Source organism: Halomarina rubra (genome assembly GCF_023699475.1).
GTDB classification, from domain to species: domain Archaea; phylum Halobacteriota; class Halobacteria; order Halobacteriales; family Haloarculaceae; genus Halomarina; species Halomarina rubra.
This window is the reverse complement of sequence record NZ_JALXFV010000002.1, coordinates 397,758-420,545: the sequence shown is the minus strand read 5'-3', so window position 1 is coordinate 420,545 and position 22,788 is coordinate 397,758. Positions and strand designations below refer to the sequence as shown.

The 22,788-nt window shown below is 68.3% G+C and carries 24 protein-coding genes and 1 tRNA gene; 12 read left to right on the top strand and 13 right to left on the bottom strand.

Annotated elements, in window-relative coordinates; translation table 11 throughout:
- The first annotated feature begins 15 nt into the window (after positions 1 to 15).
- The 3 genes from M1L36_RS03415 (at position 16) to M1L36_RS03405 (ending at position 3,412) form a co-directional block, all read left to right on the top strand.
- Entirely contained in the window at positions 16 to 1,254 is a 1,239-nt protein-coding gene (locus M1L36_RS03415) for a helix-turn-helix transcriptional regulator (protein WP_250872306.1), read from the top strand.
- Between the two features lie 66 nt (positions 1,255 to 1,320).
- Positions 1,321 to 1,395 (top strand) — tRNA-Glu (locus M1L36_RS03410).
- A 265-nt stretch (positions 1,396 to 1,660) separates the two neighbouring features.
- Entirely contained in the window at positions 1,661 to 3,412 is a 1,752-nt protein-coding gene (locus tag M1L36_RS03405; protein WP_250872305.1) for a SulP family inorganic anion transporter, read from the top strand.
- Between the two features lie 70 nt (positions 3,413 to 3,482).
- On the opposite strand, the gene M1L36_RS03400 is transcribed toward M1L36_RS03405, so the two are convergent.
- Positions 3,483 to 4,247, bottom strand: a complete 765-nt coding sequence (locus tag M1L36_RS03400; RefSeq protein ID WP_250872304.1) for an SDR family NAD(P)-dependent oxidoreductase — start codon at positions 4,245 to 4,247, stop codon at positions 3,483 to 3,485.
- A gap of 105 nt (positions 4,248 to 4,352) precedes the next feature.
- Positions 4,353 to 5,540, bottom strand: a complete 1,188-nt coding sequence (locus tag M1L36_RS03395; protein ID WP_250872303.1) for a M24 family metallopeptidase — start codon at positions 5,538 to 5,540, stop codon at positions 4,353 to 4,355.
- A 108-nt stretch (positions 5,541 to 5,648) separates the two neighbouring features.
- Here M1L36_RS03395 and M1L36_RS03390 point away from each other — a divergent pair, with 108 nt between their 5' ends.
- A complete protein-coding gene (locus tag M1L36_RS03390) occupies positions 5,649 to 6,266 on the top strand; it encodes a class I SAM-dependent methyltransferase (RefSeq protein WP_250872302.1) in 618 nt (205 codons plus the stop codon).
- Between the two features lie 22 nt (positions 6,267 to 6,288).
- On the opposite strand, the gene M1L36_RS03385 is transcribed toward M1L36_RS03390, so the two are convergent.
- Positions 6,289 to 7,167, bottom strand: coding sequence for an amidohydrolase family protein (locus tag M1L36_RS03385; RefSeq protein WP_250872301.1), 879 nt, complete (start codon positions 7,165 to 7,167; stop codon positions 6,289 to 6,291).
- Between the two features lie 133 nt (positions 7,168 to 7,300).
- Here M1L36_RS03385 and M1L36_RS03380 point away from each other — a divergent pair, with 133 nt between their 5' ends.
- Positions 7,301 to 7,714 carry a DUF7518 family protein gene (locus tag M1L36_RS03380; RefSeq protein ID WP_250872300.1) on the top strand — a complete coding sequence of 138 codons (414 nt, stop codon included), beginning with the start codon at positions 7,301 to 7,303 and terminating at the stop codon, positions 7,712 to 7,714.
- Positions 7,715 to 7,722: 8 nt separating this feature from the next.
- Here the strand turns inward: M1L36_RS03380 and M1L36_RS03375 are convergent, their stop codons facing one another.
- Positions 7,723 to 8,667, bottom strand: coding sequence for a DMT family transporter (locus tag M1L36_RS03375; RefSeq protein ID WP_250872299.1), 945 nt, complete (start codon positions 8,665 to 8,667; stop codon positions 7,723 to 7,725).
- Between the two features lie 84 nt (positions 8,668 to 8,751).
- Here M1L36_RS03375 and M1L36_RS03370 point away from each other — a divergent pair, with 84 nt between their 5' ends.
- Positions 8,752 to 9,168 carry a DUF4112 domain-containing protein gene (locus M1L36_RS03370; RefSeq protein ID WP_250872298.1) on the top strand — a complete coding sequence of 139 codons (417 nt, stop codon included), beginning with the start codon at positions 8,752 to 8,754 and terminating at the stop codon, positions 9,166 to 9,168.
- Between the two features lie 12 nt (positions 9,169 to 9,180).
- On the opposite strand, the gene M1L36_RS03365 is transcribed toward M1L36_RS03370, so the two are convergent.
- From M1L36_RS03365 to M1L36_RS03345, 5 genes are all read right to left on the bottom strand, one after another.
- A complete protein-coding gene (locus M1L36_RS03365; protein WP_250872297.1) occupies positions 9,181 to 10,839 on the bottom strand; it encodes a hypothetical protein in 1,659 nt (552 codons plus the stop codon).
- A gap of 53 nt (positions 10,840 to 10,892) precedes the next feature.
- On the bottom strand, positions 10,893 to 11,366 hold the full coding sequence (locus M1L36_RS03360) for an SRPBCC family protein (RefSeq protein WP_250872296.1): 474 nt from the start codon (positions 11,364 to 11,366) through the stop codon (positions 10,893 to 10,895).
- 80 nt (positions 11,367 to 11,446) lie between these two features.
- Complete coding sequence (gene lrpA1 / locus M1L36_RS03355; RefSeq protein ID WP_250872295.1) at positions 11,447 to 11,875, bottom strand: HTH-type transcriptional regulator LrpA1; 429 nt, start codon at positions 11,873 to 11,875, stop codon at positions 11,447 to 11,449.
- 173 nt (positions 11,876 to 12,048) lie between these two features.
- Entirely contained in the window at positions 12,049 to 12,984 is a 936-nt protein-coding gene (locus tag M1L36_RS03350; protein ID WP_250872294.1) for a thiamine pyrophosphate-dependent enzyme, read from the bottom strand.
- A gap of 2 nt (positions 12,985 to 12,986) precedes the next feature.
- Positions 12,987 to 14,876 (bottom strand): 2-oxoacid:acceptor oxidoreductase subunit alpha, encoded by a 1,890-nt coding sequence (locus M1L36_RS03345; RefSeq protein ID WP_250872293.1) that lies wholly within the window; start codon positions 14,874 to 14,876, stop codon positions 12,987 to 12,989.
- Between the two features lie 295 nt (positions 14,877 to 15,171).
- On the opposite strand from M1L36_RS03345, the gene M1L36_RS03340 reads away from it, so the two are divergent.
- The gene (locus M1L36_RS03340; RefSeq protein WP_250872292.1) at positions 15,172 to 15,900 is read left to right on the top strand and encodes a DICT sensory domain-containing protein; all 729 of its coding nucleotides are present in this window, start codon (positions 15,172 to 15,174) and stop codon (positions 15,898 to 15,900) included.
- A 21-nt stretch (positions 15,901 to 15,921) separates the two neighbouring features.
- Here the strand turns inward: M1L36_RS03340 and M1L36_RS03335 are convergent, their stop codons facing one another.
- Together M1L36_RS03335 and M1L36_RS03330 are read right to left on the bottom strand one after the other, a co-directional pair.
- Positions 15,922 to 16,818 (bottom strand): RAD55 family ATPase, encoded by an 897-nt coding sequence (locus M1L36_RS03335; RefSeq protein ID WP_250872291.1) that lies wholly within the window; start codon positions 16,816 to 16,818, stop codon positions 15,922 to 15,924.
- A 69-nt stretch (positions 16,819 to 16,887) separates the two neighbouring features.
- Positions 16,888 to 17,685 (bottom strand): N-acyl homoserine lactonase family protein, encoded by a 798-nt coding sequence (locus tag M1L36_RS03330; protein WP_250872290.1) that lies wholly within the window; start codon positions 17,683 to 17,685, stop codon positions 16,888 to 16,890.
- A gap of 137 nt (positions 17,686 to 17,822) precedes the next feature.
- Between M1L36_RS03330 and M1L36_RS03325 the strand changes: the two genes are divergently transcribed.
- The 5 genes from M1L36_RS03325 to M1L36_RS03305 all read left to right on the top strand — a co-directional run bounded on the left by M1L36_RS03325 (position 17,823) and on the right by M1L36_RS03305 (position 20,923).
- The gene (locus M1L36_RS03325; protein ID WP_250872289.1) at positions 17,823 to 18,623 is read left to right on the top strand and encodes a translation initiation factor IF-2 subunit alpha; all 801 of its coding nucleotides are present in this window, start codon (positions 17,823 to 17,825) and stop codon (positions 18,621 to 18,623) included.
- 3 nt (positions 18,624 to 18,626) lie between these two features.
- On the top strand, positions 18,627 to 18,809 hold the full coding sequence (locus M1L36_RS03320) for an RNA-protein complex protein Nop10 (RefSeq protein ID WP_250872288.1): 183 nt from the start codon (positions 18,627 to 18,629) through the stop codon (positions 18,807 to 18,809).
- A 5-nt stretch (positions 18,810 to 18,814) separates the two neighbouring features.
- Positions 18,815 to 19,555 (top strand): proteasome assembly chaperone family protein, encoded by a 741-nt coding sequence (locus tag M1L36_RS03315; protein ID WP_250872287.1) that lies wholly within the window; start codon positions 18,815 to 18,817, stop codon positions 19,553 to 19,555.
- Between the two features lie 64 nt (positions 19,556 to 19,619).
- A complete protein-coding gene (locus M1L36_RS03310; protein WP_379819517.1) occupies positions 19,620 to 20,228 on the top strand; it encodes a J domain-containing protein in 609 nt (202 codons plus the stop codon).
- A complete protein-coding gene (locus tag M1L36_RS03305) occupies positions 20,225 to 20,923 on the top strand; it encodes a metallophosphoesterase (protein ID WP_250872286.1) in 699 nt (232 codons plus the stop codon). The genes M1L36_RS03310 and M1L36_RS03305 overlap by 4 nt, the downstream gene beginning before the upstream one ends.
- 63 nt (positions 20,924 to 20,986) lie before the next feature.
- Here M1L36_RS03305 and M1L36_RS03300 read toward each other — a convergent pair whose 3' ends face one another.
- Entirely contained in the window at positions 20,987 to 21,352 is a 366-nt protein-coding gene (locus M1L36_RS03300; RefSeq protein ID WP_250872285.1) for a hypothetical protein, read from the bottom strand.
- Between the two features lie 143 nt (positions 21,353 to 21,495).
- Entirely contained in the window at positions 21,496 to 22,758 is a 1,263-nt protein-coding gene (locus tag M1L36_RS03295) for an NAD(P)/FAD-dependent oxidoreductase (protein WP_250872284.1), read from the bottom strand.
- Positions 22,759 to 22,788: the final 30 nt, after the last annotated feature.

Below are 22,788 nucleotides of genomic sequence, written 5' to 3'. Positions count from 1 at the left end.
GCTACCGATTCGCCGATGCAACGGCTGGTCGTGGTCGGGGTGCTCGCCCTCCTCGTGGCGATGACGCCGCTGACGGCCGTCACCGCGACGACGCCGGCGACGACCACACAACAGGAGTTCGACCGCGAGGCGTTCACCATCCACGTCGACGAGAACGGCTCCGCGCGCTGGACGTTCAGCTACCAGCGCGTGCTCGCCAACGAGTCGGAACGCACACAGTTCGAGGCGTACGCCGAGTCGTTCGAGTCCAACGAGACCCAGTCGTACCGGAACTTCGTCACCCGTGCCGGGGCGCTCACCGACGCCGGCACCGACGAGACGGGGCGGGAGATGAACGCGACGTCGTTCTCGAAAGACGCGTACGTCCGGACCGGCGTCAACGACGTCGGCGTCGTCGAGATGTCGTTCCGGTGGACGAACTTCGCCGCCCAGCAGGACGGCCGTCTCGTCGTGGGCGACGTGTTCGAAGGTGGGTTGACCGTCACCGAGAACCAGCGCCTCGTCGTGACGTGGGACGACGCACTCGTCCCGGTCGAGGCGGAGCCACAGCCACAACAGAGCGTCGAGGAGACCGGCGACGCGCTCGTCTGGCTCGGCGACGCCGGCGGCGCGCAGTTCCTCGACCAGCAGCCGCGGGTCGTGTTCGCCGACGCCGACCAACTCGGCTCGGCGACGCCGGTGGTGAACGATAGCGACGGTGGGGCCGGCGACGGCGGCGACGGAGGAGCGACGACCCCGACCCTCAGTGGCGGTCCCGCCGCCACCGGCACCACCGCGAACGGCACGTCGGCGGGCAACGACCTCCCGGTCTGGCCGTTCGCGTTCGGGGCCATCGTGCTCGTCTCGCTCGGCGGCCTGGCGTTCCGACACGGCTACCTGGACGAGGACGACGACCGGGGAGCGAGCGGGCCGGGCGGCGGGGGCGACACCGGGGACGACCCGTCGGCGGGAGCCACCGACGCGGCCGCCGGCGGCCGGACGGACCCGACACCCGCGCCGGAACCGTCCGTCACCGACGAGGAACTGATGAGCGACGAGGACCGCGTCCGGTCGCTGCTCGCGGCGAACGGGGGGCGGATGAAACAGGTGAACATCGTCGACGAGACCGGCTGGTCGAAGTCGAAGGTGAGCATGCTGCTTTCGGAGATGGAAGAGGACGAGGAGATTCACAAGCTCCGGGTGGGCCGCGAGAACATCATCTCGAGAGCGGGCGAAGAGCCCGACGCGACCCGGCCGACGTTCGATGACGAGTGACACAGAGACCGCGAAACGGAACCGTTATACGTCGTTCTCCGATACAGTAGATTGCAGACGAGGACTGCTCTGATGGTGTAGTCCGGCCAATCATATCACCCTCTCACGGTGATGACCGGGGTTCGAATCCCCGTCGGAGCATTCTACCGAAGTCGAGTCGTGAGCGACGGTGAACGGCTCGATTTATCGAATCAGAGACGGGATTCGAGCAACGAGCGACTTCGCCGCGAGTGAGTTCGAATCCCCGTCGGAGCACTTTCCTGTTACCGACCTTCGAGCGACGGCGAACGGTGTCGTTCTCGGGGCGCTGCCCTCCGACCGTTCCACCCGACTGACCGTCTTCGGGACCGCAAGTCGAGTTTATCGTGGTACCTCGCCAACAGGAACGAGAGCGTGAGACACGGCCATGGCGACGGGACGTCTCGGTAAGTGGGTCGAGGAACCACGAGCGGTGCTGCCGGTCGTCGAGTGGCTCCCCCGGTACCGTCGGTCGTGGCTCAGACTCGACGTCGTCGCGGGACTCACGGTGACGGCGTCGGTCATCCCCGAGAGCATGGCGTACGCGACGCTCGCCGGGATGCCACCGCAGACGGGGCTGTACGCGGCACTGTTGGCGGTGCTGGCGTACGCGCTGTTCGGCACCTCCCGGCAGGTCGTGGTGGGGCCGACCTCGGCGCTCGCCATCCTGCTGGCGGGGAGCGTCGGTGCCGTCGCGACCGGCGGTGCGAGCGGGTACGCCGCGCTGGTCGCGACGACGACGGTGCTGGTCGGCGTCGTCGCCCTCGTCGCCTGGCTGTTGCGTCTGGGCTTCCTCGTCAACTTCATCTCGGGGTCGGTGCTGACGGGGTTCTCGGCGGGCGCGGCGCTGTACATCATGTCGACACAGCTGGGACCGTTGCTCGGCATCGAGGGGGCGACCGGGGAGTTCTACGAACGGCTCTGGTTCGTCGCGACCCACCTCGACGCGCTGAGCGCGGCGACGGCGGCCGTTGGGCTGGCGGGCGTCGCGCTGTTCGTCGTCGGCGAGCGGTTCTTCCCGCGAGCACCGAACGCGCTGGTCGTCGTCGGCCTCGCCATCGTCGCGATGCAGGTGACGGACCTCCAGGCACGAGGCGTCGCCGTCGTCGGCGAGATTCCGAGCGGTCTGCCCTCACTCACCGTTCCGGCGCTGTCGGTGACGGCGGTCGGGACGCTGCTCCCGGCGGCCGTGGCGCTGTTCTTGCTGTCGTACGTCCAGGGCATCAGCGCCGTCGAGACGTTCGCCCGCGAGCACGACTATCGGGCCGACTCGAACCAGGAGCTGCTGGCGACGGGCGTGGCCAACCTCGCGGCGGGGGTCGGCGGCGGGTTCGCCGTCGGCGGGAGCATGTCCCGGTCGGCGCTCAACGACGCCGTCGGCGGGCGGACCCAGCTCGTCAACTTCGTCGTCGCCGGGTTGCTCGTGCTCGTCTTGCTGTTCCTGACGAGCGTGTTCACGACGCTCCCCGAGGCCATCCTCGCCGCCGTCGTCATCGTCGCGGTGAAGGGGCTCGTCGACGTGCCGGCGCTGCGACGTCTCTACGCCGTGAGCAGAGCCGAGTTCGCCGTCGCGGCCGTCGTCCTCGTCGGGGTGCTCGTCGTCGGCCTCCTGTGGGGGGTGTTCCTCGGCGTCGCGGCCTCGCTGCTCGTCACTGTCGCGCGCATCAGCGACCCCCAGACCGAGACGCTCGGCCGGGTGCCCGGCACGACGCACTACGTCGACCGCCACCGCCACCCCGAGACGACCGAGGAGTCGGGCGTGCTGGTCTACCGCGTCGACGCCGAGTTGTTCTACGCCAACGCCGAACCGGTCCGCAAGGAACTGGTCGGGCGGGTGCGTGCTCGCGACCCACCACCGTCGCTCGTCGTCGTCGACCTCTCGACGTCGCCGACGGTCGACGTCGGTGCCGCCGAGATGCTCGGAGACCTCCACGAGGACCTCGCAGACGCGGACGTGGCGCTCGGACTCGCCGGGGTCTCGCCGGCGGCCAGACGACTGCTCGTCAGGGCGGGCGTCGACGACCGGGTCGGCCCCATCGGCGACGACGAGACCATCGCCGACGTCGTCGAGACGTGGCGACGCTCGAACGACGGTGGGGACGGTAGCGACGGCGGCGGCAGCGACGGTGGAGGCAGGTGACACCGGAGACGGCGACGACCCGAGCGACGCCGAACGCTAAGTCGCGTCCCAGGGAGTGTGATGGCCCGGTTCAGCGCGCGGCCATCCCGCCGTCGACGACGTGGACCTCGCCGGTCGCGTAGGCGGCGGCGTCGCTGGCGAGGTAGACCGCCGCGTAGGCGATCTCCTCGGGGTCGGCGAAGCGGTCGGTGGGGATGTCGTCGAGCAGGTCCTCGCGGATGCTCTCGTTCTCGCGGACGCCCTTCGTGAACTCGGTCTTGACGTACCCCGGCGCGAGCGCGTTCACCCGGATGTCGGGCGCCCACTCGACGGCGAGGCTCTTGGTCAGTCCGACCATCGCGTGCTTCGAGGCGGTGTAGGGGGCCTGGTACGGGAGGCCGACGACGCCCCCGACGCTGGCGACGTTGACGACGACGCCCGTGTTCTCGTTGTCGGTGACGTGCCGAGCGAACGCCCGCGTACAGCGGAACGCGCCGGTGGTGTTCACGTCCGCGATGTGCTCGAACGTCTCGACGTCGAGCTTTCGGGAGTCGCCGAAGTACGGGTTCGTCCCGGCGTTGTTGACGAGGACGTCGACCGGTCCCAACTCCTCGGCGACGGAGTCGACGAGTCCGGCGACCGCGTCGTCGTCGGTCACGTCCACCTCGCGCGCGATGCCCGTCGCTCCGGTCGCTTCGATTCGCTCGACGGTGTCGTCCAGTGCGTCGGCACTCCGGGCGACGACGGCGACGTCTGCGCCGGCCTCGGCCATCGCGACCGCGGTCGCCTCGCCGATACCCCGACTGCCGCCCGTCACGACCGCGACCGACCCTTCCAGTGAGAACGCCTCCAACATACCCTCACCTCTGCGCGGACCCTCCTCAACGTTCTGGCGATGGTGGCGAAACCTGCGTGCGACGGTCGCCCCGCCTCGGTCGGTTCGTGTCGGACTCGCCGTGTCTCAGTCGAGTACGCGCAACGCGGTCTGGGGCGGGTGGAACCACTCCGCGCCGTCCTCGGTGACGAGCGCGAGGTCCTCCTGGCCCAGGTAGCCCCACTCGGTCTCGACGCCGAGTTCGAGGGTGTACACCTCCCCCGCGCGGACCGCGCCGTCGGGGGCATCGCCGTAACGGTCCCACCGCGGCCCCAGCAGAGTCCCGCCGTCGTGGGCGAACCGGCCGACGCCGTGCCCCGTCGCGTGGGCGTACTCGGGCCACCCGCGGTCGGTGAGTTCGGCGCGTGCCGCGGCGTCGACGGCGTGGCCGAGCGCCCCCGGTTCGAGCGCGTCGAACGCGGCGTCGATGGCGGCCCGGACGTCGGCGTGAGCGTCGACGAGGTCGGCCGGTGGCTCCGGGTAGGCGTCGCTCGGGCGGTAGTAGAGGCGTTGTATATCGGCGGCGTAGCCCTCGACCTTCACGCCGAAGTCGACGTGGAGCACCTCGCCGGGCGGGAGCGTCAGGTCGCCCGCGGTGGTGTGGCCGACCTCGCTCGCGCCGCCCATGTGGACCGTCGGGCAGTACTCCCACGCCCACGCGCTGTCCAGGCCCTCCTCGCGCATCCGGTCGTGGACGAACGCGGCGAACTCGCGTTCGGTCGTCTCGGGCGTCCAGTGGGCGATGGCGTCCGCCAGGAACGCCTCGCTCGTCTCGGCGGCGCGGGTCATCCACTCGCGCTCGGCCGGTGACTTCCGACCCCGGACGCGTCGCACGATGTCGCTGGCGCTGACGAGCGTGTCCTCGTAGCCCGTCCCGTCGAGGAGCGACTCCAGTTTGCGGAACAGGCCGTGAGTGAGACCGTCCGCGACCGGGTCAGCCTCGTCGTAGTTCACCGCGATAGTGTCGGGGTCGACGCGCTCCAGGAGGTCGTGGAACGCTCCCTCGATGGACTCGTCGTAGCCGACGACCTCGTGGACGCCCAGGTCGCGGGCGGTCGGGGCGTCGTGGCGACCGAGAACGACCGTCGACTCGCCCTCGCGGGGGACGGCGACCATCGTCGCCCACACGACGTCGAAGCCGAGGACGAGCGGGAGCGAGGGGTCGGGGCTGTCGCCGGTCTCCCGGCAGAACGTCAGCCACAGGTCGGTGTCGGTCGCCTCGCAGGCGCGCTGGGCCTGGGCGACCTTCTCGCGAATCAGGTCAGGGTCGGGCATGCTCGATGGGAACGCGGCGACGGCAAAGCCGTTGTGGAGGGGCCGTCGGCGGCGGCGACGGCGACCGGACAAGCCGGCGCTTAACTCCCTCGGGTGAGGACGGGGCGTATGGACCCCGACGAGAACCATCGTGGGTGGGCCGAGCGCTCGGGGGAGTTCTCGCCCACGTACTACGCCCACATCGGGACGAACGAGGTGAGCGAGACGCTCGTTGACGTGTTCGACTACTACCTCGACGAGGACGCGGCCGTCCTCGAAGTCGGCTGTAGCTCCGGCCGTCACCTCGAACACCTCCGGAAAGCGGGCTACGAGAACCTGACCGGCGTCGACATCAACGACGAGTCGTTCGACGTGATGGCCGAGCAGTTCCCACGACTCGCCGAGACCGGAACGTTCCACGTCGGAGCCATCGAGGACCTGCTGCCGGAGTTCGACGACGACACGTTCGACGTGGTGTACTCCGTCGAGACGCTCCAGCACATCCACCCCGACGACGAGTGGGTGTTCGAGGAGCTCATTCGGGTCACCGACGGTCTGCTCGTCACCGCCGAGAACGAGGGCAACAGCCCCGAACGGGGCCGGGGCGAACACGAGGTCAGCATCGTCAACGACGACTTCCCGCTGTACCACCGGAACTGGAACCAGGTGTTCACCGACCTCGGACTGGCGGAGGTCGTCTGTGAGCCGACCAACCGGGACACGATTCGCGCGTTCCGAGTGCTCTAGAGCTATCTCTTAGCGGCGTCCCTTACAGCCCCAGGAACTCCTCGGCGTTCTCCCAGAGGATCTTACGCTGGACCTCCTCGGAGAAGTCGGTGTACTCGGCCATCTGGTCCAGCCAGCGCTGCGGGCGAATCATCGGGTAGTCGGTACCGAACATCACCTTGTCCTTGAGGACGCTGCCGGCGTACTGGAGCACCTGTTCGTCGATGTACTTCGGCATCCACCCCGAGAGGTCCATGTAGACGTTGCCCTTCTGCTGGCAGATGGCGAGTTGCTGTTTCTCCCACGGGAACGCGGGGTGGGCGATGAGGATGTCCATTTCGGGGTGTTCGGCGGCCACGTCGTCGAGGAGCATCGGGTTACCGTACTTGATCTTCAGGCCGCGACCGCCGGGCGTCCCGGCCCCGAGCGTCGAGTTCCCGCCGTGGAACACACAGGGGACGCCGAGGTCCTCGATGGTGTTCCAGAGGTGGTCGTGGCGCTCGTCGCTCGGGTCGAACCCCTGGGCGATCTGCTGGAACTTGAACCCCGAGAGGCCGAGGTCCTCGACGCAGCGGACGGCCTCCTGTACGCAGTCGTCTTTCAGCGGGTCGACGCTGCCGAACCCGACGATGAAGTCGTCGTAGTCGTCCCGAACCTCCGCGACGTAGTCGTTGGGGACCGGCGGGTTGCCGGTGTTCGTCTCGGCGTCCCAGCCGAGCATGACGGTCTTGGCGATGCCCGCCTCGTGGTACTCCTCGCGCATCGCGTCGTAGTCCCAGGTCTCGATGGACGTGCCGAACTTGGTGGCGGCGTCCTGCATCATCTCGCCGCCGGCGTCCTCGAGGAACTCGGCGGTCGGTTGGTGAGCGTGGGTATCGATTGCGCGCGGTTCGTCACCGTCGAGGGCGGCGAGTTTTGCCATGGCGCGCGCTTCGACGGGTCGGTGTATAAACGCGGCGACGGCGGTCGGGGGCTGAGAGTCGAGGAGAGCGGGGGCTATCGTGTGGGGATGTCTGACGTAAACTTATAAGACATCGGGAACGAACTTCTGCCAAATGGGTCGTGCCGAGGCGCTCGAAGCGCAGGTGGGGGAACTCGAACGGGAGCTACGGACGCTCCTCGACGAGTACGTCGAGGTCCAACAGCGCATCCACACGCTGGAGGAACTCACCGGTTGTGAGGGGCACCGTGCGGCCGAGCGAGCGGTCGCGGACCTGCCCGACCGCCTCCAGCGGCTCGCGGACGCCTCCGCGTCGGCCACCGGAGGCGGTGACGCCGAACCGGCAGCCACCGCGGCCTCTTCGTCGGCGGAGTCCGCGGCCGGGGCCGACGCCCGGTCGGCCAGCGCCTCACAGGCGGAGGTGGCGGCCGCCGTCGAGCGCGTCGAGGAGGCCAGCGAGGCCGCCCAGACGGGCGACGACGCCGAAGACGAGGAAGGGGAGGAGTTCGACGACATCATCGTCGGCTGAGTCGCGGGCTACTCCGTCGTGGCCTGTTCTGTGGTCGCCGCGTCGGTCGTCGCCCGTCGGTCGCTCGCTGTGAGGTAGATACCCGCGAGCACCACCGCGCCGCCGCCGACCGTCGCCGCCGTCGGGAACTCCGCGAGCACGACGACCGCCAGCAGCGTGCTCCCGACGGGTTCGCCGAGCAGCGAGACGCTCACGACCGAGGACTCGACGTGGCCGAGCGCCCAGTTCAACACGGTGTGACCGAACAGGCCGGGGCCGAGCGCCATCGCGGCGAACAACAGCCACTCCTCGCGCGGGTAGCCACCGAGCGGGTGGCCCGCTCCGACGACGAGACCGAGCAACACGACCGCACAGACCGCGTAGACGACGGTGACGTACGGGAGCAGCGGGACGCGCTGGCGTAGTGAACGCCCGGCCAGGACGTACACCGCGGCGGTCACCGCGCCGACGAGCGCCAGCGCGTCGCCGTACAGCGGTCGCGCACCGGCGACGGCCGCCCCCGAGAGGAACTCGCCGGCGGACATGACGACCATCCCAGCGAGCGCGACGGCGATGCCGGCGGCCATCCGGCGCGAGAACCGCTCGTCGAGGACGAGGAAGGCTCCGAGCGCGACGAACACCGGTTGGGCCTGGACGAGGGTGACGCTCGCGGCGACGCTCGTCCACCGGAGGCTCTCGAACCACGTCCCGAAGTGGACGGCGAGTGCGGTGCCCGCCAACGTCGCACCCAGCAGGTCTCGCGTCGAGAGGCGACCGAACGCGCGGGGGTGGCGAGCGACGGCGAGCGGCGCGACCAGCGCCAGCGTGAACGCGACGCGGTAGAACGCCTTGACGAGACTCGGCGCACCGGAGAGGTCGACGAGGATGGCGCTCGTCGAAACGGCGAGGACCGCCACGCCGAGGGCGACCGTCGGCGAGACGACCGGTGCGTCGGAACGGAGGGACGTCGACACGCCACCCTCTCCGCAGAGACGAGGTATACTGGTTGCGCTCTGCCGGCCGCGGCGTTATCAGTCGCCCGCGGGTACGGTTGAGCGATGGCACCACTCGATGCCGCGGAGACGCTCGAACGCTGTCAGTTCGTCGCCGACCTGCTCGACGAGGCGATTCCCGTCCCCGGGACCGACCGACGCGTCGGTCTCGACAGCATCGTCGGCGTGTTACCCGTCGCGGGTGACGCCGTCACGGCCGTCGCCTCGTCGTACATCGTCCTCGAAGCCGCCCGCCTGGGCGCACCGAAGGCGACGGTCGCACGCATGACGGTCAACGTCGTCGTCGACTTCCTGTTCGGCGCGATTCCGCTGCTCGGCGACCTGTTCGACGCGGTGTTCAAGGCCAACCAGAAGAACGTCGCGCTACTCGAAGCCCACCTCGGCGAGGAGACGGTGATGGAAGCGGTGGCAGACGAAGACGAGGACGAGGCCACGACGGTCGAAATCGAGGACTCGGACTGATCGAGAGGCGGGTCAGCCGTCGATGCCGAGTACGGCACCGTCGACGGTGCCGTCCCCGTCCGAGTCAGGGTCCGTCGGGTCGGTCCCGAAGACCAGTTCGACGGCGTCCAGCAGGCCGTCCCCGTCGGTGTCGCGCTCCGTTGCGTCCGTACCGAGACGCCGTTCCTCCTGATCGGTCAGACCGTCGCCGTCGGTGTCTTCGAGGAGCGGGTCGCTCTCACCGTCGACCTCACTCCAGTCGTCGAGACCGTCACCGTCGGTGTCCGCTGCGAGCGGGTCGGTTCCCGCCTCCTGTTCCTCGCCGTCGGCGAACAGGTCGCCGTCCGAGTCGAGGTCCCGCGGGTCGGTTCCGAGGTCGTACTCCGTCTCGTCCAGCAGGCCATCGCCGTCTGTGTCGGCGACGAACGGGTCGGCGAACCCCGCTTTCTCCGTCTCGTCGCTGACGCCGTCCCCGTCGCCGTCGCCGTTCTCGGGTGGAGTGTGCCAGTCGCCGCTCGGGAGCGCCGGCATGTTCTCGTGACGGACGTACCGGTCGAGCCACCCGTCCATCGACTCGCCGGCGACGCGCTCGACGGCGTCGGCGAAGTCCGCGTAGTCGACTGTGCTGTCCTGACCGTTGAGGACCCACACGACGTCCTGGAGCGTCCGAGTGCCGTCGGTCCGCCCGCGAATCTCCGCGTCGAGCGCGGCGACGACGTGGAGGGGCTTCCCGCCCGCCATCCCCGGTTGGTCGACGGTGGGTTTCGGTCGGTAGCGGTCGACCTCTCGCTGGGTCGTCTGGACGCTCTCTCGGAACGTCTCGTCCGACTCCTCGCCGAGGTGGTGTCGCAGTCCGTGCTGGTAGTACGTCGAAACCGCCGGATGGAACCAGTCCATCCCGTCGGCGGTCCGGAACCGTTCGGACCCGGAGACGTACGCGTAGAGGAGGTCCGTGTCAGCGGTGTCCGAGGCGTCGTCGCCGACTTGGGCCGCCACGACGTCGACGATGTAGACCCCAGCCCCGTCGGCCGGGACGAAGACGAACTCCGTGGGTGCCTCACCGCCGGTCGCGAGCAGCGCCTCCGCGTCGGTGAGCAGCGAGCGGGCCTCCTGGGCTGCCGCCGTGTCCCCACCTGGAACGACCGCACGGTACTCACGGCCCTCCATCTCCCAGGAGACCCGGTCGTACGCACCGAGGACGGTGACGCCACCGACGACAGTGCCCGACCCGCTCAGGAAGCGCGACTCAGTCCGGACGGTCGTCGTGGCTCCCTCGACGTCGTAGAAGAACCGGGTGTTCGCGACGGCCCAGTCGTCGCTCTCGACGAACGTGCTGTGTTCGTAGCTGTCGTCTCGGAGCGCGACGTCGAGGACCAGACGAGCGTCGCCGGCGGTCGTCCGCCAGCGGTCGCGGTAGTCGTCGACGACCCGCTCGAACCCGGTCGCGGCGACGACGGTCGTCTCGTGCGGGAGGGAGACGGTGAACGCGTCGACGTCGGCTGGAAGGTCGTAGTCGAGCGTCAGTCGGACGTGTTCGGACCGTCCGGGCGTTCGGTCGTACGTTCGCGTCTCCGTGACGGCAGTCGTGGACCCTGCCCCGTCGTCGACGGTCCCATCCGGCGCGCCGACGGCGACACCCGAGACGACCAGCGACGCGACGACGAGTCCGACGAGGAGGACACTGCTTCTCATTGCCAAACGGTACTTTCAACATATCAAAACTGTTCCGGACGATCGACCTTTCCTCACCCCTCCAACAGCTCCCGCGTCTTCCGGTGGCGGTACCTGAACATCGGTTCGAACCCGACGTCGCCCAGCGGCCCCACCGTCCCGACGACGGGGAGTTCGTACTCGACGCTGTCCTCGACGACGGTCTCCTCGCCGTCGGCGTAGAAAGAGTGCGTGTGTCGCCAGAACGGGAACGGTCCCTCCTCCATCTCGTCGACGAAGTACGCCGACCCCTCGGTCTCCTCGCGGTCGACGATGACCGACACCCAGCGCTGGCGCGGGCCGACGCCGAACGGGCGGACTGACGCGTGGACACGACTCCCCGCCGCTAGCACGCCGGGGTCTCGCTCGCCGTCGGGGCCGACCACCTCGTCCACGCGGAGGTTCATGAACGCCGGCGTCAACGCCTCCAGGCCGCCGATGCCAGAGTGGAACTCCCAGACCTCCTCGAACGGCGCGCGGACGCGGGTCTGACGACGGTACGTAGGCATGCCACGACGTACGGCGGGCGCTCGTTTAACGACGACGACAGCGGCGAACGACAGCGACGGGCGACTGTCCGGAGAGGCGACTACTTCAACCGCTCCTGGAGGAACGAGGGGTGGGCGGCGGTGACACCGTCGATGGTGAGGATGCGTTCGGAGATGACGTCGCCGACGGCGTTGCCGTCGGTGCCTCGAACCTCGGCCATCAGCATGTGGTCGCCCGACGAGGAGTACAGCGACTCCACCTCGTCGAGGTCACGGAGGGCACGGGTCGCCTCGACGTAGCGCTCGCTGGCGACGTCGATGCCGACCATGGCGATGGACTTGCTGGTCAGCTTCTTCGGGTCGATGTCGGCGGAGTAGCCGACGATGACACCGTCGGACTCCAGTTTGTCGATGTACTTTCGCACCGTCGGTTTCGACACCCCCGCCCGGTTCGCGATCTCGGCGTAGGAGGCCTGCGCGTCCTCCTCAAGAACGGAGAGGATGCGATCCTCGGTGGTGTCCGCACTCATGAAAGGGGTTTTTGCGTCCGTGAAAAAATACCTTGCGAACCGTAAAACGCCACAGAGGTGACGGGAGGAGATGTTGCTGCGACGGAATCGACCGCTCGCCGACGTCACACACATCGCCAGACGCGCCGCTGACCGGTCGGGTCGCGTCGAAAAAGTGGTTCGTTCGGGCCGGGTTACTTGTGGGCGTCGAGCAGGTCGTACGACCGCTCCCACTCGTAGGAGTCGTCGAAGTACCGCTCTGCGAGCGGTTCCTCGGGCATCTCGCCGAGCGAACGCTTCTCCTGGCCGTAGGAGTGGCGGTTCTCCTCCTTGTAGAACCGACCCGTCAGGACCTCACCCTCGTAGAGGGCGGACTCGGCCTCGTACATCGCCTCGCCCGCCTCGCGGCGGTTGGAGATGTCGAAGTCGTGGTCCTCGGACTCCTGGATGTCCGTGTACGGGACGTACTGGCGGGCGTCCTTGTTCCACGTCGGACACTGCGTCAGGAAGTCGATGTGCGAGAAGCCGTCGTGGTCGATGGCCTCCTTGATGATCTCCTTGGCCTGGTTGGGGTTGACCGCGGCGGTGCGCGCGATGAACGACGCCCCAGAGGTCAGCGCCAGCGACAGTGGCCGGATGGGGTCCTTCGCGGACCCGGCCGGCTGGGTCTTCGACTCGTGACCCTTCGGGCTCGTCGGCGAGGTCTGGCCCTTCGTGAGGCCGAAGATCTCGTTGTTGAACACGATGTAGGTCATGTCGTGGTTCTCGCGGGCGGTGTGCATGAAGTGGTTCCCGCCGATACCGTACCCGTCGCCGTCGCCACCCGCGGCGACGACTTCGAGGTCGGGGTTCGCGAGTTTCGCCGCCCGAGCGACGGGCAGCGACCGACCGTGGATGGAGTGGTAGCCGTAGGACTCGAAGTAGCTCGAGAGCTTCCCCGAGCAGCCGATGCCCGTGACGAGCATGATCTCCTCGGGGTCCTTCCCGAGGTCGGCCATCGCGCCCTTCAGCGCCTTGAGGACGCCGAAGTCACCACAGCCCGGACACCACGTCGCCTGCGGTTCGATACCGGGGGTGTACTCGTTCTGGTCGACGTCTCGTTCCTCGCCGATTGCTGAGAATGCGCTCATGATTAGTCACCTGCCGCGGGGACGAACTTGGTCGTCTCGCTGTCGAGGTCCCCGCCGTTGATACTCGTCTCGAACCCCTCGACGATCTCGTGGGGTTCGAACGGGTTGCCGTTGTACTTCAGCAGGCTCGTCATCTTCTCGCCGTAGCGACCCAGTTCCTTCTGGGTGAGCCCGCGGAACTGTGCGGAGGCGTTCATCTCGACGACGAGCGCCTGGTCGACGCTCTCGAGGAACTCGATGACCTCGTCTTCTGGGTACGGCATCATGTCGGAGACGCCCAGCGACTTCACGCTGTGACCGTTCTCGTTGAGTCGGTCGACGGCCTCCTCGACGGTGCCCTGCTGACTCCCCCACGTGAGGATGCCGTACTCGGCGTCCTCCTCGCCGTGAGCGGTCTGGTTCGACTGCTCGCGGCCGTCGAGGTCCGCGCGAATCGCGTTCAGTTTGCGCTCGCGGCGCGCCATCTGTGCGACGCGGTTCGCGGGGTCCTCGCTGATGTGCCCCTCGGGGGTGTGTTCGTTCCCCGAGGCGAGGAAGCGGCCACCCTTCTGGCCCGGAATCGTCCGCGGGCTGACCCCGTTCTCGGGGTCGTGCAGGTAGCGCTGGAACTTCCCGGAGGCGTGGTGGGCGGCCTCCTCGATCTCGTCTTCGGTGAGCGTCGCACCCAACGACGGGTTCGGCTCGCGGTCGAAGAAGGACTCGTCGACGTTGACGAGTTCACCCGAGAGCTTCTGGTCGTAGATGACGATGCTCGGAATCTGGTAGTTGTACGCGATCTCGAACGCCTTGCGCGTCTGGTCGTACGCCTCGGTCGGCGTGCCCGGCGCGAAGACGACGCGGTTGGAGTCGCCCTGACTCGTGTACAGGACGTGTTCGAGGTCGGCCTGCTCGGGTTTCGTCGGCATCCCGGTCGACGGACCGGCACGCATCGACTCGACGAGCACGATAGGCGTCTCGTTCATCTCGGCGAGGCCGAGCGGTTCGCTCATCAGGGCGAACCCACCACCGGAGGACCCGGACATGGCCTTGACGCCGGCGTGGGACGCGCCCATCGCCAGCGCCGCGGCCGCGATCTCGTCTTCGACCTGCTCGGAGATGCCGCCCATGGCCGGCAGGTTCTGGGTCATGATGGTGTAGACGTCCGTCCACGGCGTCATCGGGTAGCCCGCGATGAAGCGACAGCCCTCGTCGAGCGCGCCGTAGGCGATTCCCGTCGACCCGGAGACGAGGACCTGGTCCTCGTCGTGGCTCCCCTCGGGAACCGTCAGGTCGTGGGTGAACTCCTTCTCGGCGGTCTGCTCGTACGCCATGTTCAGGATGTCGATGTTCTGTTCGAGGATGTCCCCGGACATGCGCTCGCTCATCAGCTCCTCGATGGGGTCGAGGTCCATGTCGATGAGCGCGCAGGTGACGCCGACGCCGGCGGTGTTGCGCATGACCTCGCGACCGTGTTCGCGAGCGAGGCCGCGCAGGTCGACGGGGTAGACGTGCCAGCCCTCCTCTTCGGCACGCTCGTCGAGGTCCTCGACGTCGTCGTCGTCGAGCAGGCCCTCGTCGTAGACGATGACGCCGCCCTCGCGCAGGTCGTCGAGGTTCTCGGTCAGCGGTTTGACCTCCTCGTTGCCGTAGTAGGCTTCGTCCTGCGGGTTACGAGCGAACGAGTCACCGAGCGCGAGGAGGCAGTTGTAGCCGTCCCCTCGTGATTTCACTTCCTCGGGGGCCGCTCGAATCTCTACGTAGGTGTGACCGCCGCGAATCCGCGACGGATAGTGGCGATGCGTAAAGACAGAGAGCCCCGAACGCATCAGCGCCTTGGCGAAGTTCTGGCTGGTCGAATCGATGCCGTCACCGGAGCCACCGGCGATTCGCCAGACCAGTTCGTTTGCAGTCATAGTGGGTGTGGCCCGAAGGCCCTACCCTGAAAACTCTCGCTCCCGACTAAAGCGTTTATCATGTGTTAGCACACATTGATTATGATGGTTTCGAACGCTAACCCCGAGTGACCACGAGGCCGGCGGATGGCAGGCGAATCCTACACGAACGTTTGTTGTCGTTCGGCGACCCACCGGTCGACGTGGGTCGCTCTGCCGCGACGATGCTGACGACCCGGCGTCACGTTCTCGCCGGCCCGTCACAGGTCGGGTAAAGGCATATATCCGGCCGTGGCGTGGTGCGGGTATACCGGAGATGTCGCTCACAGAACTGATTTCCGGCGTCGAAGCCCACGAGATGACGTTGACCGTGTTCAACGCCGACAGCGACGCCGCCGCAGACCTCCGCGAGCGCTTCGCGGACCGCAACCTCACCGTCGAAGCGGCCGACGCGACCGACGGACCACGCGAGTACGTCGTCCTCAGCAAGGACGACGAGTTCCTCACCGCCGTCGGCCTCGAGGAGGTGCTCAACCCACGCCGCGACACCGAACCACACTTCGAGGGCGCACGGACCACGATTCTCGACCACCTCGACGAGACGATGTTCACCTCCTACGACATCGAGCAGATGGTGTCGGCCTCACGGGAGATCGAGGACCGTGCCTGGCGAATCGGGGCCGGGGAGATCCACTCTGGGTTCCAGAACGTCTCCATCATCGACTCCCAGATGGACGTCTACGAACAGCTCGGGAGCAAGGAGAACCTGAGCGTCCACGCCTACGGCTACCCCGACACCGAACTCCCGAGCCACGACGGTTTCGTGATCCACGCAGAACGCGCCGAGGAGATCGCGAAGTCGTGGTTCGTCGTCTACGACGGCGCGGGCGTCGACTCCAACAAGTGCGCCCTGCTGGCCGAGGAGCGCGGCGACCGCGAGTTCTACGGCTTCTGGACGTACGACCCGAGCACGGTCGACTGGATCGTCGACCACCTCACGTCGACGTACGGGCTCATCCAGACCGACGGCGGCAGCGACCCCTGAGCGCGACCCGTTCTCGACGGGTCAGACCCGCCGGTTGCTGCTGACGACGAACCCCGACTCCGTCACCTGCGTGTCGTAGACGACCTGCCGCCGACGGCTGAGTGCGCCGCCGAACTCGCCGATACGCATCGTCTTCTGGGCGGTCGTCCCGCTGTCGTTGGTGTAGAAGTACAGACAGCCGTGGAGCGCGGTGTTGACGATCTCGTCGGCTCGGACGGTCTCGGGGCGGGCGTGGTGGAGCACCGACACCACCCCGTCCCAGGACTCGGCGGCGCTCTGGAGACCGGCGAGGAAGCCGGCGACGTCCGCCTGCGAGAGTCCGAACGCCGTCGCGCCGTTGAGCGCCGTCAGCGAGTCGAACACGACCATGTTCCCGTCGCCGACGCTCGCGACGTAGTCGGCGACCGCGTCCAGCAGTTCGTCGAACGACGCCGGTCGATGCTCGGCCGCGGTCGCCCCCGGCCGTCGGTCGCCGTTTCGGACGGCAGTTTCGTCGGGGCGACCCGCTCGGCGGAGCGCCGCCGGCATCGGCGTGAGGTCGAGGAACGCCTCCGAGAAGTCCTCGACGTGCAGGTGCTCGGTGAGCGTGTTGAACCGACGGGGACCCAACACGGCGTCCATCTCGTGGAGGAGGTGCCGGCGAGAACGGTCGAGCGTGACGTAGTGAACCTCGTCGGGGAGGACCGCGGGGTCGGAGACGCGACCGCCGTAGAGTCCGGGGTGGTACCGCGCGGTCATCAGCTGTGCGGCGTGCGTGTGGGCGTAGGCGTCGGTCCCGGCGTCGGGTGCGCCCACGAGCAACACGGCGCTCCCCGCGGGAATCCCGTCGAACCGGCCGTCGAGCGTCGCCGACCCGAACGGGATGCGCCCGATGCTCCGACTCGCGCGTTTCGCCCCGATTGGCGTCTCGTCGGTCATGCGTAGCGACTACGACTCGGGTGGCAAGACTGTACCGACTGTCGAGACCACCGGCCACGCGAGCGAGCCCTACAGCTCCTCGCGGACCCGCTCGAACCGGTCGAGGTCGTGGCCGAGCAGCACCGTCGCGTCGTGACGTCGTTCGAGGTCGCGTGCGTACGAGAGGCTGGAGCGCCAGTCACGGGTCGACCACAGCAGGCCCGCACCCATCGACTGCCCGTCCTCGTAGTTCGCGTCGACGTACGCCTCGTCGCCGACGAGGAGGACGTTACCGGCGTCGCGTCTGATGAGCGCCCCCATGAGTCCCGGCGTGTGCCCCGGGAGGTGGAGCAACTCGACGCCCGGGACGAGTTCCGAGCGGTCGCCGTGGACAACCTGCCAGTTCAGGTCGTGGTCGAAGTCCGGCGCGAAGTACGCGATGGAGCCCTCCGTCGTCTTCGCGGAGTAGTACGCGAACGGCAACTCCTCGCGGTGGACGTAGACGGGGACTTCGGTGCCCGCGAACTCCTTCAGGCCCCCGGCGTGGTCGAGGTGGAGGTGGCTCATCACGACGGCGTCGATGTCTCCGAGGTCGTAGCCCGCGTCGTCGAGGTCGCCGTCGAGCGGGTGGGCGGCGGCGTCGACGTGCGCGAACGCCTCGTACAGCGGCTCGGGCCAGTAGCCGTCGCCCGCTTCCGGATGGGAGCCGGTGTCCCAGAGGACGGTCATCTCGGGCGTGTCGATGACCATGTTCCAGACGACGAACTCGGCGTAGTCGTGCTCCGGGTCCTGGTCGGAGGCCGTCGCGACGGCGGCGCCGTCGACGACGAAGTTCGTGTCGGCGTGGACGCGACCGCGGTCGAGCAGCGTCAGGTCGATGTCGGGCATCGGTGGTGTCTACTCGCCGACACGGCATAACTGCCGATGCCGAGGTGATGCGGGAGTTGGGGCGACACCGAGTGCGGTTCACGACCCGACCGCGAATGACGGTGGGTTTAACCCCGCGAGTCGGTTACCCATTCAGTATGAAATTCAGTGGCTGGCCAGAGCCCGGTGAACTCGTCGTCGGGAAGGTAGAGGAGATCAAGGACTTCGGCGTGTTCGTCGACCTCGAGGAGTACGAGGACCGCCGTGGCCTCGTCCACGTCAGCGAGGTCGCCAGCGGGTGGATCAAGAACGTCCGCGACCACGTCACGGTCGACGAGACGGTCGTCTGTAAGGTGCTGGAGATCAACGAGTCCAGCCAGCAGATCGACCTCTCTATCAAGGACGTCAACGACCACCAGCGCTCGGAGAAGATCCAGGAGTGGAAGAACGAGCGGAAGGCCGACAAGTGGATGACCCTCGCGTTCGGCGAGGAGATGTCCGACGAGACGTACTCGACGGTGGCCAACGAACTGTACGGCGAGTTCGGCTCGCTGTACGACGGCTTCGAGGAGGCCGCCATCCACGGCGACGAGGCGCTCGAGTCGACGGACCTCTCCGACGAGGAGCGTGCGGCCATCGTCGAGACCGCCCGCGAGAACGTCTCCGTCCCGTACGTCAACGTCACGGGGTACCTCCAGCTTCGTTCGGCGAGTCCCGAGGGCGTCGACGACGTCCGAGAGGCGCTCGAAGCCGCCGAGGGCAACGGCGAGGTGCCCGATGAGATCGAGTTGAGCGTCACGTACATCGGCGCACCCGAGTACCGCGTGAAGGTGAAAGCGCCGAACTACAAGACGGCCGAGGACGCCCTCGAACAGAGCGCCGAGCGCGCCCGCGTCGCGATGAGCGACCTCGGCGGCACCGCCGGGTTCCACCGCGAGCGCCAGACCGAAGACGAGTAACGCGTGAAGTCGGACATCCACGTCTGTGGCGACTGGGAGGCGGCCCACGACCGGCCGGTGTACACGCTCGGTGACACCTGCCCCGAGTGTGGTGCGCGGGCGGTCAACAGCGCGCCCGCGCCGTTCGACCCCACGGACCGCTACGGGGAGTACCGACGCGCACTTAAGCGCCGCGAGCGCGAGTGAGGGCCATGGACGAATTCGAGGTCGAGCACGTCGCGGAGGCCGCTCTGGACGCGCCGGTGCTGGTGGAGGGGCTCCCGGGCGTCGGCCACGTCGGGAAGCTCGCCGCCGAACACCTCCTGGAAGAGTTCGACGCCACACTCGTCGCACGGCTCTACTCCGAGCACTTCCCGCCGCAGGTGACCGTCGAGGAGGGACGCTCGCAGTTGGCGTGTCTGGAGTTCCACGCCATCCCCGAGACGGACATGCTCGTGCTCACCGGCGACCACCAGGCACAGGACACCGTCGGTCACTACCGGGTGGCCGACACCGTCCTCGACGTCGCCGAGGACCACGGGGTCGAACGCGTGTTCGCGCTCGGCGGCGTCCCGACCGGCGAACTCATCGAGGAGTACGGCGTCATCGCCGCCGCCTCCGACGACGATCTCATCGAGGAGTTGGACCCGCACGTCGAGTTCCGCGAGGACGAACCGGCCGGCGGAATCGTCGGCGTCTCGGGCCTCCTGCTCGGTCTCGGCGAACGTCGGGACGTCCCCGCCGCCTGCCTGATGGGCGAGACCTCGGGCTACCTCGTCGACCCCAAGAGCGCCCGTGCGGTGCTCGAAGTTCTCCAGACCATCGAGGAGTTCGACGTCGGTTACGACTCCCTCGAAGAGCGCGCCGAGGAGATGGAGGAGGTCGTCCGGAAGATCCAAGAGATGGAACAGGGACCGTCGCCGAGCGACGACGACCTGCGGTACATCGGGTAGGCACCGCCCGGACCTGGTAACTCGCTCCCGAGAGATTCTTCAAGCCCGTCGCCCAAAGAGCGGTGTGAACACGGTGCTGGTCACGCTGCCGAACTGGCTGTTCCTCGGGGTGCTCATCGGCGTCGGGATGAGCCTCGTCGCAGCCTGCGCGTTCGTCGTCGGTGGCCGACTGTTCCCGGACCCCCCACAGCAGGGGCCGCGGGCGGACGGCGAGTCGCGACGCCGAGGCGAGATTCGGGAGTACCTCGGTCTCATCGACGAGCCGTTCGCCGAGAACCACTTCGTCGAGGGCCACACCGTCGACTTCTACCTCCCGAAGCGCGACGTCGCCATCACCTTCGACGCCCGGGCGTTCCTCGCCATCGACGACCTCGCGGACGGCCACTCCCACGCCGTCCTCGTCGAACACGAACTGCCGGGGATGGGACTGGGTCGCCGACTCCCCTTCGAGACGCCGGAGGTCTCGGTCACCCCCGACGAAGAGGACGGCCTGATGGACCCGTCGGCGTTCGCCCACCTCGGTCTCCCGACGACGGCCGACCGGGACGAGATTCGGGAGGCGTACCGCGAGCAGGTGAAGACCGCCCACCCCGACCACGGCGGCGACCCCGAGACGTTCCGCGAACTCCAGGAGGCGTACGCCTCGGCGAGCGAGCAGGCAGAGCCCGCGTGAGCCTCGCCACACCCGCCTTCGCCGACCGCGCGGTCTGTATCGACGGCACGCTCGTCCTCGCGGACCTCCACCTCGGGCGGGACGCGCAGAGCGCCGTCGAGTTCTCGCTGGGTGAGCGCGACGACCTCCGCGAGCGCCTCGCAGCGCTCCTCGACCGGTTCGTACCCGAGGAGGTGGTGTTCGCGGGCGACGTCCTCCACGCGTTCTCGACGGTCCCCGACGACGTGCCCGACAGTCTCGACGCGCTCCGCGGCGTCGTCGCGGACGCCGACGCTCGACTCGTCGTCACGCCGGGCAACCACGACACGATGCTGGACTCGGTGTGGGGCGGACCGACCGAGACGGAGTATCGTCTCGGCGACGGCACCGTCGTCTGTCACGGTCACGCCGCACCCGACCTCGACGCACCGCGCTACGTCGTCGGCCACGACCACCCGAAGATCACCGTCGAGGGCGACGATTGGCCGTGTTACCTCCACGGCGAGGGCGTCTACCGCGGCGCGGACGTGCTCGTCCTCCCGGCGTTCACCAGGTTCGCGGGCGGCGTCGCGGTCAACGGCCGGTACGGGCGGCGCACTGACGACCGGTCGCCGCTGGTCGACGACGTCGACCGATTCCGCCCGGTCGTGCGCGACGAAGCCGCCGACGAGACGCGGACGTTCCCGCCGCTCGGCGAGTTTCGACGCCTGCTGTGAGGACGGGGTCGCCTCGGGCCGAGCGGGAGCGGCCGAGGAGGAGAGACAGAGCGAGGAGAGAGACTACTCCCGGAGTCGGGGGTCGTCGCGGGTCTGGATGCCTGCGTCCTGGGGCTTCGCGCTCTCGTGGAGACAGACGAAGTGTTCGTCACAGAATCGGAGCGTCTCGTCGGTGACGCGGTAGTCGACCTTACAGACGGTCCGCCCCGCGACCTCCTCGCAGTACGGCTTCCACTCTGGGAGCGCGTAGAAGCCGTCGCGGTCACAGAACGCACAGTCACCCGATGCGGTCCAGTCCCCCCGGTCCAGGCTCCGGCCGAACTCGGCCTCCTCACACCGGAAGCAGAACCCGCCCATCTCGGTGTCGTGAATCGTGTCGACGACGGCCCGATTGTAGCCCGCACCGAGCCCACAGCCGACGCAGTTCACCGCCGTCCCTCGCTTCCGTCCCGGACCCTCTCTCTGGTGTGTGTGACCATCTCGCGAACAGGAGAAACGAGTACGGCGACATAACCGTTTCGAAACGGTCGTCGGAGTTACAGAAGTGACGGCCGAGAGTTCGCCGCCGTGGCTCAGTCGAAGCGGTCCAGGACGGCGTTCGCGGCGACCCGCCCGCTGTCGAGCGCGCCGTTGATCGAGGACCACTGGGTGTAGTCGCCGGCGAGGACGACCGGTCCGTCGGGTGCCTCGGGTGCCGGGAGGGAGCGACGGAACCCAGGCGGTTGTGCGAACTGGGCGAACGGGACGCGGTCGGTCCGCAACAGGTCGAGTTCGACGAACCGACGCGACGGGTACCACGATTCGAGGGCCTCGCGGACCTCGCTCGCGAGGACGTCGTCGTCCCGACTCGGCGTGCCGAGGAACGTCGCCGACAGCAGTTGCTCGCCGTCGGGGGCGTACTCGGATGCGACGTCGGTGAGCGGGACGACCTGGTTCGGCCGCGCGTCGGCGGTGTTGAGCAGCAGGCGCTTGCCGGTCGCGAGGTCGACGTGTTCCGGGAGCGAGAAGTACTGCGTGACACAGCCGTTGGTCTCGGTCGGCGTCGCGACGCCGGTCAACTCGCCGGCGGTCTTCGGGTCGGTGGCGACGACGACCGCGTCGACCGACTCCTCGCCGACGCTCGTCTCGACCGTCGCACCGTCGTCGGAGTGGTCAAGGCTCCTGACGGCGACGCCGGTCCGGACCGTCGCGCCCGCGGTCGTGGCGCGGTCGGCCAGTTGCTCGCTGATAGCTCCCATCCCCGCGGCCGGGACGGCGATGTCGCCCTCGGTGAGCATCTTGAACGTGTACTCGAAGACCGCACTCGACGTTCCGAGCGACCGGTCGAGCGTGATGCCGCCGTAGAACGGTGCGGCGAAGTTCTCGACGTACTCGCGGGAGAACCCTCGCTCTGCGAGGTACTCCTCGATGCTGCCGTCGTGGGCGTCGAGGATGTCGTCGGGGTCGCGGTGGCGGAGTTCGCGCTGGAGCTTGAACGTCCGCAGTTTGTCGGAAAAACGGACGTCCCGGTTGAACAGCGTCTCTGTCGCCGCTCCCGGGTTCCGGAGCGGGTCGGACAGCACCGAGCGGTGGCCGGGGCGAGCGAGCACCGCGCCGGGCGTGAACCGTCGGAGCGAGAGCGCCCGGAGGTCGAGTTCGCGCTGGACCGCGGGGTACGCCGTGAACAGCACCTGGAACCCCCGGTCGAACGTGAACCCGTCCTCGCGGGTCGTCCTGACCCGTCCGCCGACCGTTCGTTCGCGCTCCAACACCTCGACGTCGACGCCCGACTCGGTCAGGTGGCGGGCCGCGACCAACCCCGCGAGCCCACCGCCGACGACCGCAACCCGTGTCATACGCCGACCACTCCCGGCGACGTCAAAAAG